The organism is Ruegeria sp. AL11, assembly GCF_056540865.1.
This window is the reverse complement of the sequence record NZ_JBQFXO010000001.1, coordinates 445,160-459,823: the sequence shown is the minus strand read 5'-3', so window position 1 is coordinate 459,823 and position 14,664 is coordinate 445,160. Positions and strand designations below refer to the sequence as shown.

13 protein-coding genes are annotated in these 14,664 nt (G+C 60.3%); 11 read left to right on the top strand and 2 right to left on the bottom strand.

The features are described 5' to 3' along the window. Positions 1 to 125: 125 nt before the first annotated feature. From fabI to trpE, 5 genes are all read left to right on the top strand, one after another. Complete coding sequence (gene fabI, locus ACR0IP_RS02285) at positions 126 to 932, top strand: enoyl-ACP reductase FabI (RefSeq protein ID WP_170373803.1); 807 nt, start codon at positions 126 to 128, stop codon at positions 930 to 932. A 6-nt stretch (positions 933 to 938) separates the two neighbouring features. After that, positions 939 to 1,448, top strand: a complete 510-nt coding sequence (gpt, locus tag ACR0IP_RS02280) for a xanthine phosphoribosyltransferase (protein ID WP_170373804.1) — start codon at positions 939 to 941, stop codon at positions 1,446 to 1,448. A 57-nt stretch (positions 1,449 to 1,505) separates the two neighbouring features. Further along, positions 1,506 to 2,681, top strand: coding sequence for an aminotransferase (locus ACR0IP_RS02275; protein ID WP_480523557.1), 1,176 nt, complete (start codon positions 1,506 to 1,508; stop codon positions 2,679 to 2,681). A 68-nt stretch (positions 2,682 to 2,749) separates the two neighbouring features. After that, positions 2,750 to 4,591: a SurA N-terminal domain-containing protein gene (locus ACR0IP_RS02270; protein ID WP_475215856.1), complete on the top strand. Its 1,842-nt coding sequence runs from the start codon at positions 2,750 to 2,752 to the stop codon at positions 4,589 to 4,591. A gap of 11 nt (positions 4,592 to 4,602) precedes the next feature. Beyond that, positions 4,603 to 6,114, top strand: a complete 1,512-nt coding sequence (gene trpE / locus ACR0IP_RS02265; protein WP_480523554.1) for an anthranilate synthase component I — start codon at positions 4,603 to 4,605, stop codon at positions 6,112 to 6,114. Positions 6,115 to 6,167: 53 nt separating this feature from the next. On the opposite strand, the gene ACR0IP_RS02260 is transcribed toward trpE, so the two are convergent. After that, complete coding sequence (locus ACR0IP_RS02260; RefSeq protein ID WP_480523553.1) at positions 6,168 to 7,574, bottom strand: divergent polysaccharide deacetylase family protein; 1,407 nt, start codon at positions 7,572 to 7,574, stop codon at positions 6,168 to 6,170. A 195-nt stretch (positions 7,575 to 7,769) separates the two neighbouring features. Between ACR0IP_RS02260 and ACR0IP_RS02255 the strand changes: the two genes are divergently transcribed. The 6 genes from ACR0IP_RS02255 (at position 7,770) to lexA (ending at position 12,595) form a co-directional block, all read left to right on the top strand. Next, entirely contained in the window at positions 7,770 to 8,351 is a 582-nt protein-coding gene (locus tag ACR0IP_RS02255; protein WP_170459279.1) for an anthranilate synthase component II, read from the top strand. Next, complete coding sequence (gene trpD, locus ACR0IP_RS02250; protein ID WP_480523551.1) at positions 8,348 to 9,367, top strand: anthranilate phosphoribosyltransferase; 1,020 nt, start codon at positions 8,348 to 8,350, stop codon at positions 9,365 to 9,367. Before ACR0IP_RS02255 ends, trpD begins: the two co-directional genes overlap by 4 nt. Beyond that, entirely contained in the window at positions 9,364 to 10,176 is an 813-nt protein-coding gene (gene trpC / locus ACR0IP_RS02245) for an indole-3-glycerol phosphate synthase TrpC (protein ID WP_480523549.1), read from the top strand. Before trpD ends, trpC begins: the two co-directional genes overlap by 4 nt. Next, positions 10,176 to 10,649 (top strand): cyclic pyranopterin monophosphate synthase MoaC, encoded by a 474-nt coding sequence (moaC, locus tag ACR0IP_RS02240; protein ID WP_480523547.1) that lies wholly within the window; start codon positions 10,176 to 10,178, stop codon positions 10,647 to 10,649. The genes trpC and moaC overlap by 1 nt, the downstream gene beginning before the upstream one ends. Then, positions 10,646 to 11,818, top strand: coding sequence for a molybdopterin molybdotransferase MoeA (locus tag ACR0IP_RS02235; RefSeq protein WP_480523545.1), 1,173 nt, complete (start codon positions 10,646 to 10,648; stop codon positions 11,816 to 11,818). Before moaC ends, ACR0IP_RS02235 begins: the two co-directional genes overlap by 4 nt. A gap of 78 nt (positions 11,819 to 11,896) precedes the next feature. Next, entirely contained in the window at positions 11,897 to 12,595 is a 699-nt protein-coding gene (gene lexA / locus ACR0IP_RS02230; protein ID WP_170373813.1) for a transcriptional repressor LexA, read from the top strand. Here lexA and ACR0IP_RS02225 read toward each other — a convergent pair. Further along, positions 12,589 to 14,640, bottom strand: coding sequence for a ComEC/Rec2 family competence protein (locus tag ACR0IP_RS02225; RefSeq protein WP_480523543.1), 2,052 nt, complete (start codon positions 14,638 to 14,640; stop codon positions 12,589 to 12,591). The genes lexA and ACR0IP_RS02225 overlap by 7 nt on opposite strands. Positions 14,641 to 14,664: the final 24 nt, after the last annotated feature.

The following is a 14,664-nucleotide window of genomic DNA, read 5'->3' as shown; positions in this document are numbered from 1 at the left end:
GGAAAGTATTTGTCGGAAGCCTAGGGCGATTACCCGCCGCGGGCAAGACCACACGGCCTTGAAGCAGGGCAGTCAATGGCATAAACCCATCGCAACATAACGCGACGACAGGCGGAGAACCAATCATGTCAAATCAGTTGATGGCCGGAAAACGCGGCCTCATCATGGGACTGGCCAATGACAAATCAATCGCATGGGGAATCGCCCGCGCCTTGTCCAACGCCGGGGCCGAGCTGGCCTTTTCTTATCAGGGCGATGCTCTGAAAAAACGTGTCGACCCTCTGGCAGCGCAACTCGGTAGTGAAATCGTGCTGCCATGTGATGTCAGTGACGAGGCGTCGATCGACGCTCTGTTTACTTCACTGGAAGAGAAATGGGGCAAACTGGATTTCGTTGTCCACGCCATTGGTTTCTCGGACAAAAACGAGCTGCGCGGCCGCTATGTCGACACCAGCCGAGCAAACTTCAAACTAACTATGGATGTGTCCGTCTATTCCTTCACCGCCGTGATGCAGCGGGCCGAAAAGATGATGTCCGAGGACAGCAGCGCCATTACTCTGACGTATTACGGCGCCGAGCAGGTAATGCCCCATTATAATGTGATGGGTGTCGCTAAAGCCGCGCTCGAAGCGTCGGTCAAGTATCTCGCCGAAGATCTGGGCAAGGACGGTATCCGCGTTAACTCGATTTCCGCCGGCCCGATCAAAACACTGGCCGCCAGCGGCATCGGAGACTTCCGCTACATCATGAAGTGGAACGAATACAACTCGCCCCTGCGCCGCAACGTGACGATCGACGACGTGGGCAACTCGGCCCTGTATCTGCTGTCCGACCTCAGCAGCGGCGTCACCGGAGAGAATCTGCACGTGGATTCGGGGTATCACATCGTTGGCATGAAAGCCGTCGATGCCCCGGACGTTGAAAAGGGTTAAGACAACATGAGCGCCAAAGACCGCCTGCCCCACGAAAAAGGCTTCCACATCAGTTGGGATCAAATTCACCGCGACTCGCGCGCTCTGGCGTGGCGGCTGGATGGTCAAGGCCCGGATGATGGCGCATGGCGCGCTGTTGTTGCGATCACCCGCGGCGGCATGGCCCCTGCCATGATCGTCAGCCGCGAGTTGGACATCCGCACCGTCGACACAATCAGCGTCCGCTCGTATCACCATCAGGAACAAGGCGAAGCCGAAGTTTTGAAGGCACCAGATGCAAATCTGATGGGCGATGGTGAAGGCGTTCTGATCATCGACGATCTGGTCGATAGCGGGAAAACGCTGGAACTGGTGCGCGCGATGTACCCTAAGGCGCATTTCGCCACCGTTTATGCCAAGCCCAAAGGCCGCCCCATGGTGGACACGTTCATCACCGAAGTCAGCCAGGACACGTGGATATTCTTCCCCTGGGATATGGCCCTGCAATATGTCGAGCCTTATCGCGGCACCGACTAACTTCTTCTGTTCAAAAATACCTCGGAGCGCGAGGCAGAGCCTCGCAAAGATTCTGCCATGTCCCAAACACGCACTCGGTCCACTTTCCCCCCTCCAGTTATGGAGGCGCGGCGTTGGTTGGACGGGGTCGTGTTTCCTGATGACCGGCCCCTGATCAATGTTAGCCAGGCCGCGCCGGTTGACCCGCCGCCGCTGTCCATGCGGCAGGCCATGGCAGAGTTCGCGGTGACCGAAGACAGCGCCCATCTTTATGGGCCTGTGCTCGGCAATCACGATCTGCGCGCCGAATTGGCCGCGCAAATCAGCAATCACTATGCGGGACAGGTTTCGCAGGATCAGATCGCCATAACGTCTGGTTGCAATCAGGCATTCTCTGCCGTAATTTCGGCACTGACCGACGAAGGGGATGAGGTCATCCTCCCAACCCCATGGTATTTCAACCATAAAATGTGGTTGGACATGGCAGGCGTGCGGGCAATTGACCTGCCCACGGGCGACGATTTGCTCCCCGACCCAGAGGCGGCGCGTGCTTTGGTCACCGAAAAAACCCGCGCCATTTCTCTGGTAACCCCAAACAATCCGGGCGGCGTCGAATACCCGGCTGAACTGGTCAGTGCCTTCTACGATCTCGCGCGTGAGGCAGGCATTCGTCTGCTGGTCGACGAAACCTACCGCGATTTTGACAGCCGCAGTGGTCCTCCGCATGACCTGTTCCAAAGGCCCGGCTGGGACGAGACGCTGGTGCATCTCTATTCCTTCTCCAAAGCCTACCGCCTGACCGGACATCGCGTCGGCGCGGTTGCAACCAGTACAAGCCTGCTGGCCGAGGCCGAGAAGTTTCTCGACACCGTCGCCATCTGCCCCGGTCAGATCGGCCAGTTTGCCGCCCTGTGGGGCATGCAGAACCTGTCGCAATGGCTTGCCGGAGAGCGGGACGAAATCCTCGACCGCCGCGCCGCGATTGCTGAGGGCGTGCCTCAGCTCGAGGCCAAAGGGTGGCGCCTGCTGGGTCTTGGTGCCTATTTCGCCTATCTCGAACACCCTTTCGACCTCCCGTCGGACGAGCTGGCGCAAAGACTGGTGCCTGAGGCCGGTATCCTGCTGCTGCCCGGCACCATGTTCATGCCTGATCATGACCCGGCTGGAAAACGTCAGGTGCGCATCGCGTTCGCCAATCTAGACCGCGCCGGGATCGTCCAATTGTTCGACCGGTTGCAGGCTCTGTCCTTCTAAGCTTGCCCCCCGGCGGTGCCCGTCGTATTCAGGGCCGCAACCAACAGGGCAAGCAGTAAGAGGGCATCATGGCCGCAGGCAAAAACAGCATCTCGAAAACCTTTGTCTGGATTCTGATGGGCCTTCTGTTCGTAGGCCTCGCAGGGTTTGGCGCCACTAGCCTGACTGGCACCATCCGCACGGTTGCGCAGGTCGGGGATGAGAGCATCTCGGTCGACGCCTATGTCCGTGAGCTTCAACGCGAAATCCGCGCGGTTGAGGCGCAGACCGGCCAAGCCCTGCAGATGTCTCAGGCGCGCGAACTGGGTCTGGAACAGCTCGCCCTGTCCCGCCTGACCGCTCTGGCCGCGCTTGATAACGAAGTCGGTCAACTGGGCCTGTCCATTGGTGACGAGAACTTGCAAGACGAGATCGTCTCGATCCCGGCCTTTCAGGGCGTGAATGGCACGTTCGACCGCGAAGCCTATCGATTTCAACTGGAACAGATCGGGATGACGGATACCGAGTTCGAATCGGACCTGCGAAAGGAATCCTCGCGCACCATCGTACAGGGCGCGATCATCGGTGGTGTCGAAATGCCATCAACGCTGACAAACACTCTGACAAACTACATCGGCGCGCGCCGCAGCTTTACCGTGGCGACTTTGGGTACGGACGCGCTGGAAACCCCAGTTGGCTATCCGACCGATGCGCAAATCCAAGCCTACTATGACGAGAACACCGACCAATTCACCCTGCCCCGCACTAAGCGTCTGACCTATGCGATCCTGTCGCCAGAAATGCTGCTGGATACAGTTGAAGTGGACGAGGACACGCTGCGCCGCCTCTACGATGAGCGCGTCGATGAATACCAACAGCCCGAGCGCCGCTTGGTCGAACGCCTGAACTTCCCGGATGAGGACTCTGCGAACAACGCCAAAGCCCAGCTTGAGGTCGGCGGCACAACCTTCGAGCAACTCGTACGCGAACGCGAGCTTGAGCTGAGCGACATTGATCTGGGCGACGTAACCCGCGACGATCTGGGCGAGGCCGCGGATGAGGTCTTTGCAGCGGAGTTGGACTCGGTCGTTGGCCCTCTGCCCTCCGTGTTCGGCCCGGCGCTGTTCCGCATCAACGGTTCGCTGGCCGCCAACAACGTCCCGTTCGAGGATGCCGAGCCTGCCCTGCGGGAAGAACTGGCCTCGGATCGCGCGCGTCGTCTGATCGAAGCACAATCCGAAGACATCAACGATATGCTCGCCGGTGGTGCCACGCTCGAAGAGCTGGCCCAGGAAACCGACATGGAGCTGGGCCAAATCGACTGGACCCGCGACAGTGTGGATGAAGTTGCCGCCTATGACGGCTTCCGCAGCGCGGCCGAGGCAGTACGCGACGGCGACTTCCCCGAGATCGACTTCTTGGAAGACGGCTCGATTTTCGCTCTGCGTCTGAACGAAGAACTGGCGCCACGCCCAGAGCCTCTGGACAGCGCCCGTGACCGCGTCGCTGCTGCCTGGATTGCCGCCGAGACAGCAAAAGCACTGCAAGAGCAGGCCAATTCTGTCGTCACCACCCTGGCAACGGATGGCGATTTCACCGCCACCGGCCTGCCGTTCCGCGTGGAAAACGCGCTGACGCGGACTGCGTTCCTGGATGACGTCCCTGCAAACTTCATGAACGAAGTCTTCGAGATGGAGCCGGGCGACCTGCGCGTCATTGGCGGCGAAGGAACTGCCCTGATCGTTCGTCTGGACGAGGTTCTGCCCCCGGCCGAAAGCGATGAGCTGCGTCAACTGAGCGACGCTCTGGCCGCGCAGATGAATCAGGCACTGGCGCAGAACATCTTTGACGCCTACGTGCGCGACGCCCAAACCCGCGCGCGCCCGGTTGTCGACCAGCAGGCCCTGAACGCCGTGCAGGCGAGTTATTAAACGAGACCCAAATGGCCCTGACCCCCGAATATGAAAGCTTCGCGCGCGCTTATGAAGCGGGCGAAAACCAGGTCGTCTATACGCGTCTTGCGGCTGATTTAGACACGCCTGTCTCGCTGATGCTGAAACTGACAGGGGCGCAGAAGGATGCCTTTGTGCTGGAATCGGTCACCGGAGGCGAAGTGCGCGGGCGCTACTCGATCATCGGTATGAAACCCGATCTGATCTGGCGTTGCCGGGGCGAGCAGTCCGAGCTGAACCGCTCGGCCCGGTTCGATGGCGAAGCCTTCACGCCGCAAGACGGCAATCCGATGGATAACCTGCGCGCGCTGCTGGCCGAAAGCCGTATCGACCTGCCCGATGATCTGCCTCAGGCAGCCGCTGGGCTGTTCGGCTATCTGGGCTATGACATGGTCCGTCTGGTCGAGCATCTGCCCGACGTGAACCCCGACCCACTGGGCCTGCCAGACGCCATTATGCAACGCCCCTCTGTCATTGCGGTGCTGGACGGCGTGAAGGGCGAAGTGACCGTCGTGTCCCCGGCGTGGGTGACCGATGGCCAGTCGGCCAAGGCCGCCTATGCGCAGGCAGCCGAGCGTGTGATGGACGCGGTGCGTGATCTGGAACGTGCCATGCCCGCCGAAACCCGCGATCTGGGCGAAGCGCATGAGGTTGCGCCTCCGGTGTCGAATTTCACCAAATCCGGCTATATGGAGGCGGTCGAAAAGGCCAAGGAGTACATCCGCGCAGGCGATATCTTTCAGGTCGTCCCAGCCCAACGCTGGACGCAGGACTTCCCGCTTCCGCCTTTTGCGCTTTATCGGTCGCTGCGCCGTACGAACCCGTCGCCCTTCATGTTCCATTTCAACTTCGGCGGCTTTCAGGTCGTGGGTGCCAGTCCCGAGATTCTGGTGCGCGTCTTCGGCAGCGAAGTGACTATTCGCCCGATCGCCGGCACCCGCCCCCGTGGCGCCACTCCGGAAGAGGACAAGGCAAATGAACTTGACCTGCTGGCCGACAAAAAGGAACTGGCCGAGCACCTGATGCTGCTGGATCTGGGTCGCAATGACACGGGCCGCGTCGCCAAGATCGGCACCGTTCGCCCGACCGAAGAGTTCATCATCGAGCGCTACAGCCACGTGATGCATATCGTCTCAAACGTGGTCGGAGAGCTGGCCGAAGACAAAGACGCGCTGGATGCGTTCTTTGCCGGGATGCCTGCGGGCACCGTCTCGGGCGCGCCCAAAGTGCGCGCGATGGAGATCATTGACGAGCTGGAGCCCGAAAAGCGCGGCGTTTATGGCGGTGGCGTTGGCTATTTCAGTGCGGGCGGCGATATGGATATGTGTATCGCCCTGCGTACAGCCATCGTGAAGGATCAAAAGCTCTATATCCAAGCCGGTGGCGGCGTTGTCTATGACAGCGACCCCGAGGCCGAATATATGGAAACGGTCCATAAATCCAACGCCATAAGACGCGCGGCGGCGGACGCGGCCCGGTTCACGGGCAACCGCAACTCATAAAGAAAGGGCGGCTGATCACATGATCAACCGCCCTTCTCTTTTCTGCGGAAACGTTACTGAACTTCGCGTTTCATAACCGCTGAGATCGGCGCCATAGCAACCCGGTTGCCGCGATCCTCAAGCCCCCACAGTAGCAGGGCCGAGATCGTTTCGGGGCGCACGCGTCCCAGCATCACAACCGTTCCCTCCTGCCCGGCACGGAACGCTGCCTGATCAAGGAAACGGCGCATGATCTTTGGGTCCTGCCGCGCACCATCGATATCGCGGAACACCACGCCAGAGGGGATGCCATTGCGTGCGGCCAGTTTCTGCACCGTGTTCAGGCCGTTATCTTGCGTGATTAACCCACGACCGGTGGCCGCCGCAATCGACGCAACCTGATCGGCCAGTTTCCGATTGCCCTGAATTCCGCTTTCGACACCTTCCAGAATACCAACTGTCTCGTGCAGCGTGTCCAACCATACGGCCATCGACACCTCAGCATCCTGCGCGCTGGCGGATTCATGCAGATCGGCCATGGCCAGAACCTCAAAACCCGCGGCGCGGTGGCGCGCCATTTTCTCGGCGGCGTCGGGATCAGAGGGGCTGATCGCGAAGCTGACGGGATACGGGAAGTCCTGCAACGCTTCGGCTCCGAAAGAGCCCTCATCATCGATCAGGATAATCGACATCAGCGGCTTGGCTTCGGGGTTTTCAAAGCTTGCAGCGTAGTCCTCGATCGGCTTTCCGGTCATCTCTTCTACGACTGCTTCATTGGTTTCAACCGGGGTATCGTCCCGTTCGGTCAGGGGGACAACGCGCGTGCCAACCAGTGAGTTGGTCGAGGTCGTGTCCTCTCCGCCAATCTGGGGGAGTGCGGCCAGCTTGGGCAGATTGCGGGGCAGAGTATCCTCATCCCCTTCCACAGCGATTGGGCTGTTTTCAAAAGGATTCTCTCCATCCAGCTCAGCCTCTTCCGGTGCAAGCTGCGATGGCAGTTCAGGCAAAAGCGTCGCAACATCTTCTGGCTCGGCAGAGGGTTCCGGGGCTTCATCCACAACAACCGGCGCCGCGTCTGTTTCCGGCGATGCGGGGGCTGTAATTGGTGACTGCGGCGCAGCTGGCGCGTCGGTCATGACGGTTACGCTGGTTTGATCTTCGGCCTCAGGTTCCTGCAACGCGTCCTCAGCCTCAGCCACGACGGGCTGTTCGTCGGGCACCGTTTCCAGATCGGACAGATCAAGCGCCTCATCCGGCGCTTCGGCGGGTTTCGGCCCAGCAGGCGGCAGTTCTACAAGATCCGCGTCCGACGGGGTCTCGGCGATTTGTTCCGGTGCTTCGGGTGTTTCGACATCTACCGGCTCGGGAGCCTGGGTCTTGACCACCGGCTTATTGGCCAGCGGCGTGTTGAGCGACAACATCACCCCCACGATCAAAACAACGACCGCCCCGACGATCATTCCTCCGAAAAATCCACGCATTGCTCGTGCCTCTCGACTTTAATCTTGCCTCGCCCATCCTGCGCCATCTTCTGTGGCGCTCGACCTGATGGCGGGTCAAGAACGGGATGTCCTCTTGACGCTGCCTCACAAGCCTGAGCATGTATGTCCCGACATTATACCGTGGCCCGGGGCTGCATCGCCAGCCTGAAATGCCCAAGCGAAGACAAGTGCCAAATGCTGCTGCTGATCGACAACTACGACTCGTTTACCTACAACCTGGTGCATTATCTGGGCGAACTTGGGGCCGAAATGGTCATTCGCCGAAATGATGCGCTGGATGTGCAAGAGGCCATGGCGATGAATCCCGCCGGTATCCTGCTGAGTCCCGGCCCCTGCGACCCGGATCAGGCGGGCATCTGTCTTGCCCTGACCGAAGCTGCGGCCGAGACAAAAACTCCGCTTTTGGGTGTGTGCTTGGGGCACCAGACCATCGGGCAATCTTTTGGCGGAAAGGTCGTGCGTTGCCACGAGATCGTGCATGGCAAGATGGGCACCATGAACCACACTGGAAAAGGTGTTTTCGCTGGGCTTCCTTCGCCGTTTGAGGCCACGCGCTATCACTCGCTGGTGGTTGAACGCGAGAGCCTACCCGACTGCCTCGAGATCACAGCCGAGCTGGAAGACGGCACCATCATGGGCCTGCAACACAAAGAGCTGCCCATTCACGGTGTCCAGTTCCACCCGGAGTCGATCGCGTCCGAGCATGGCCACGCCCTGCTCAAGAACTTCCTGCAAGAGTTGAAAGTCCCCGCATGAGCGACGCCCTGAAACCGCTGATCGGAGCGTCAGCCGACCGCCCTTTGACCCGTGCCGAGGCAGAGCAGGCCTTTGCCATCCTCTTCGACGGCGAAGCCACGCCCAGCCAGATTGGCGGTCTGTTGATGGCAATGCGCACGCGCGGTGAAACGGTCGATGAATACGCCGCAGCCGCCGCTGTGATGCGCGCCAAATGCAACGCAGTGCACGCACCCGAGGGCGCAATGGACATCGTCGGAACAGGCGGTGACGGCAAGCACACCCTCAACATTTCAACCGCGACGGCCTTTGTGACCGCTGGCGCGGGCGTGACGGTCGCCAAACATGGCAACCGCAATCTCAGCTCGAAATCCGGGACCGCTGATCTGCAGTCACAGATGGGGATCAACGTGATGGTTGGCCCCCAAGTGGTTGAAAAAGCGCTGAATGAGGCCGGCATCTGCTTCATGATGGCCCCTATGCATCACCCTGCGATCGCCCATGTCATGCCCTCGCGGCAGGAGCTCGGAACCCGCACGATCTTCAACATTCTCGGGCCGCTGACCAACCCTGCGGGCGTTAAACGCCAGCTGACCGGTGCCTTCACGCGCGAGCTGATCCGCCCCATGGCAGAAACGCTGGGTCTGCTGGGGTCTGAGCGCGCTTGGCTGGTGCATGGTTCAGACGGCACGGATGAACTGACAATCACCGGCATCAGTTGGGTTGCCGCTTTGGAAGACGACCGCGTCAAAGAGGTCGAACTGCATCCCGAAGATGCTGGCCTACCCGTCCATCCGTTCGAAGACATCGTCGGCGGCACACCCGAAGACAACGCCGTCGCGTTCCGCGCTCTGCTCGACGGCGCGCCCTCGGCCTATCGCGATGCAACGCTGTTGAACGCAGCGGCCGCTCTGGTCGTTGCTGATGCCGCGTCAGATCTGCGCGAAGGTGTTGAAATGGCTGCTGAAAGCATCGACAGTGGCAAAGCAAAAGAAAAATTAACCGCGCTGGCGCGGATCACACAGGAAGCCGCATGACCGAGACCGTTCTGGACAAAATCAAAGCCTACAAGCTGGAAGAAATCGAAGCGGACAAGGCGCAAAAATCCCTGGATGAGCTTGAAAGCGAAGCCCGGAGCGCGCCCGAGGTTCGCGGCTTTACCGAAGCTCTGCGTAAAGCCGCCCGGTCTGGCTATGGCCTGATTGCCGAGGTGAAAAAGGCTAGCCCGTCCAAAGGCTTGATCCGTCCCGACTTTGATCCGCCGCTTCTGGCGAAAGCCTATGAAGAGGGCGGCGCGGCTTGTTTGTCGGTCCTGACCGATACGCCCAGTTTCCAAGGCGCCAAAGAATACCTAACGGCCGCGCGTTCCGCGACCAACTTGCCAGCACTGCGCAAGGATTTCATGTACGACCCTTATCAGGTCGTCGAGGCTCGTGCCTTAGGCTCCGACTGCATCCTGATCATAATGGCCTCGGTCGAAGACACTCAGGCCGCCGAGTTGGAACAGACGGCGTTTGACTGGGGCATGGACGTCCTGATCGAGGTTCACGATCAGGAAGAGTTGGAGCGTGCAACAGAACTCAAGAGCCCGCTGATCGGGATTAATAACCGCAATCTCAAGACCTTCGAGACCACTCTGGATACAACGCGTCGCCTGTCCAAACTGGTGCCCGGCGATCGTACCATCGTCTGTGAAAGCGGCTTGGGTACACCCGAGGATCTGGCGGACATTGCCCGCTACGGCGCGCGCTGCTTCCTGATCGGCGAAAGCCTGATGCGGCAGGATGACGTCACCGCGGCCACCCGCCACATCCTCTCCAACCCGCTGATCCCCGGGGTGATGTGATGCCTCTCACCCATTTTGATGCGCAGGGGCAGGCTCATATGGTCGATGTCTCGGAGAAAGAGGTGACTGACCGCGTGGCTGTTGCAGCTGGTCACATCAAGATGGCCCGAGAAACCTTTGATTTAATTTCGGAAGGTCGCGCCAAGAAAGGTGACGTTCTGGGTATCGCACGGCTAGCAGGGATCATGGGGGCCAAGAAAACTCCAGACCTGATCCCGCTTTGCCACCCTCTGCCCGTGACCAAGGTCGCGGTCGAGTTGACGCTGGACCCCGACCTGCCCGGCGTTCAGATCGAGGCGACCGTCAAGACCTCGGGCCAGACCGGGGTTGAGATGGAGGCCTTGACCGCCGTTTCGACAGCGGCGCTTACCGTCTATGATATGACCAAGGCGGTCGACAAAGCGATGGAGATCGGCGGCATTCGCGTATTGCTGAAAGACGGCGGTAAATCAGGGCGTTACGAGGCGACATGATCACTGTCGAAGACGCCCGCGCCCTGCTTTTTGATCTGGTTGAAACGCTGCCCGCAGAAACCGTCCCTCTGGCCGAGGCCGCAGGTCGTGTGCTGTCGCAGGACGTGAGCGCAACGCGCGATCAACCGCCTTTCGCGGCCTCATCCATGGATGGCTATGCAGTCAAGGCGGCCGAGGTCGAATTGCACGCCATGTTCAAGCTGGTGGGGGAATCGGCAGCCGGAAATCGCTTTGACGGCGCGGTAGGTCCCGGTCAAGCCGTGCGGATATTCACCGGCGCGCCAGTGCCGGAAGGTACTGATTTCGTTGTGATTCAGGAAGATGTCGACCGTAAGGGCGACCTAATCACCATCAGCGATGACCCCGGTAAGAAAACCAACATCCGACCTGCTGGAATTGACTTCACCAAGGGCACGACAATCACCGCCCCGCGCGTGATCCGCCCTGAAGACATGGCGCTTATGGCGGCGATGAATATCCCTCAGGTCCCCGTAACGCGGAAACCTCAGATTGCGTTGATCTCGACCGGGGATGAGTTGGTGATGCCCGGAGAGGTTCCGGGTCCGGATCAGATCATCGCGTCGAATACGTTCGGTTTGAAGGCGTTGTTGGAGCGTGAAGGCGCTCATGTTCGCATTCTCCCCATCGCGCGGGATACCGCATCGTCGCTGGAAACCGCCTTTGGGCTGACCAAGGGCGCGGATCTGGTGGTCACGATTGGAGGGGCATCTGTCGGCGACTATGATCTTGTCTCCGACGTCTCCGAGGCGTTGGGCATGGATCGGTCCTTCTACAAGATCCGGATGCGGCCGGGTAAACCTCTGATGGCCGGTCGCATGGGGGATGCAGCGATGGTCGGATTGCCTGGAAACCCAGTCAGTGCAATGGTTTGCGGCTATCTATTCCTTATTCCTCTGGTACGGCGAATGCTGGGGCTGGAAGCTGTTCTCAACCCGTTCAAAACAGCCGTACTGGCCGAACCGCTTGCAGCCAATGGTCCGCGTGAACACTACATGCGCGCTATCGTCGATGAAAACGGCATTCGGGCCTGCGCGGATCAGGACAGTTCCTTGCTGAGTGTTCTGGCCGACGCCAATGCTTTGCTGATGCGCCCTCCCGAGGATCCGGCCTTGCCCGAAGGGACCCAAGTTCACTACCTGCCGCTGTAGAACATCCTCAAAATCGTTGACACAAAACGTGAACATGCGTAGAACAAATGCAAACGCATAAGCGACGAGGTATGAGCGATGCTGACCAAGAAGCAGCTGGATTTGCTGGAATTCATCCACAAACGCGTACAAGCAGACGGCGTTCCGCCCAGCTTTGACGAAATGAAGGCGGCGTTGGACCTTCGATCCAAATCCGGCATTCACCGTCTGATCACCGCGCTTGAAGAACGCGGCTTTATCCGGCGTCTGGCGCACCGCGCCCGCGCGATTGAGATTGTCAAACTTCCAGAGAGCTTAGGCGGAGAGCCCACGGCGGGCTTCACCCCCCGCGTGATCGAGGGCGACAAGCCCGAAGGCCCGCGCCCTGCCAATTTCGAGCCGGTCTCGGTCGACGCAATGGAACTGCCAGTCATGGGCCGGATCGCAGCCGGTGTTCCGATCGAGGCGATCAGCCATGTCTCACACCACGTGGCGGTGCCCGGCCCGATGGTCTCGGGTCAAGGGTCGCATTACGCACTTGAGGTCCGCGGAGATTCGATGATCGACGCCGGGATCAACGACGGCGATGTTGTGGTGATCCGCGAAACCTCAACTGCCGACAATGGCGATATCGTTGTTGCTTTGGTCGAGGATCAGGAGGCGACGCTGAAACGGTTCTTCCGCCGTGGCAAAGCCATCGCGCTGGAGGCCGCGAACCCCGCCTATGAAACCCGCGTTCTGCCGCAGGAAAAAGTAAAGGTTCAGGGTCGTCTGGTCGGCTTGATCCGGACCTACTGACCAACGCTTTCTGAGCGGGTCCCCGTTGATTTCGGGGACCACAGCCGATCGCCGGTCATCTCGGCGCTTGACGTGATTTTGCCGCCTGAGATTGACAGGCTTCCGGTCTCATACAGCCGGTCCGGGTCGAAAATGGTGCAATTTCCACTAAGTTTCAGATCGACCGAAGACACAATGATCTGACCGGTTTTGCATTTGTCAAACGCAAGCGCCGCGCGTTTGCCGGTCAGGTGGATCACCTCGGCCCCGGTCAGAGCGATCCTTTGAACCCGATCCGCATGGCCCGGCCACCGACTGGCCGCCTGCTCTTGTGCCAGACCGTCTCCGTCATTCTCAAGCCAGACTGTAGCCACGAACCCGCTGCCCTTTTCTTTGCTGAGCGCGCGGCCGTCAGAGGTCATGACGCCAACCAGTCCGCCGGATTCGGCGATCAGAACCTCAGGCCGGTTGCCCGAGGTCCAAAGCACAAAGGCCAGGACCACCGGAACCACCCCGACCCATCGCGCTCGGCCCTGCCACAAAACCAGCCAAAGCGCCCCCAACGCGATCATGGGCAGAACAAACCATGGCGGACCAACCACATAGCCCTGAGATCCGTCCAACCCGGACACCCACTCCGCGATCATCAAGATCCAACGCAGTCCCAGCCCCATGACCTCAAGCGCGATCCACTCCAGCCCGAAAGGCGCCAACAGCGCCGCGACAACGGCTGCGGGCACGACGATGGACCCCATGACAGGCACGGAAAGCAGATTGGCCAGCAGGCCGTAATGCGACATCGTATTGAAATGCGCCGCTCCGATTGGTGCGGTTGCAAGGCCCGCGATGGCAGAGGACATCAGAAGGCCAATAGCGGCTTTGGACCATTTCGGCCCCGGCATCGGCCGAAAATCACGCAGCGCTCCGAACACAGCGACCAGAGCGGTGGTCGCCGCGAAAGACATTTGAAAGCCGGGGCTGAGCAGGGTTTCGGGGCGAAGGGTCAACACGATCAATGCGGCCACAGCGACAGCCCGTAGTGAAATGGCGCGCCGGTCGATCAGAACTGCTCCGAACATGACGCTGACCATGACAAAGGCCCGCTCGGTCGCAACATTGCCGCCGGATAGCATCAGGTAGATCACAGCCGCGAACAGCGCAAATCCAGCGGCAAGTTTGCGGACGGGCAAACGGAGGGCCAAAACGGGGATTGCAGACAATCCAATGCGGCAGGCCATGAACACAAACCCGGTTAGCAACCCCATATGCAGGCCTGAAATCGCCAGCAGATGCGCAAGATTTGACGCGCGCAGCGCATCGAGCGTGTCTTGCCCCATGCTGCTCCGGTCTCCTGTCGTGACGGCGGCTGCGAACCCTCCGACCTCGTCCGGAAGATAGGCGCGCACATGGTCCGAGATTGCCATGCGAATGGCCGTGACCCGAACACCCTGCACCGCGTCCTGCGGCGGCGCGATGGTCATCACCGGCACCCGGGTGTACCCGACGGCACCAAGCCCTTGAAACCAGGCGTGACGACGGAAATCGTATCCTCCGGGCTCGACAGGGCCTTGCGGCGGGGACAGGTGCGCCGTGGTCATGATCCGTTGTCCCGGCGCGATTGGCCCGACCTCGGAATGAACAGAAAGACGGATGCGCTGCGGACGCCGGTGCTCTGGCACGTCCCCTACCCGCACCTGATCCAACGTCAATCGCAGCGCATCCGAGGCGGAGCGGTCCATGTCGACGACCCTCCCCTCGACAGAGCCATAGTATCGCCACGACAGAACCGGTTCCGCCACCATATGGGCGCGGGCACCCGCCAGCAGAAAGCCAGCCGCCACCAGCGCCCCCCCGATTGCCAACGCGCCCCATCCGGCGGGCAACACACGACCCAAGCCGATCAAAACCAATCCTGCGACGGCCAAACCCAGGTACAAAGGCCCCTCAGGTTCGAACCGCAATCCGAAAAAGAGACCGATCCCAAGGCCTAAGCACACCGGAGACCACGGAAACAAAAACCCGATCTGGTTCAGCAGCGCCAACCGGACCTGTGCGAGAACACGCATGGTTGCCCCCGTCCTTGAGGCTCG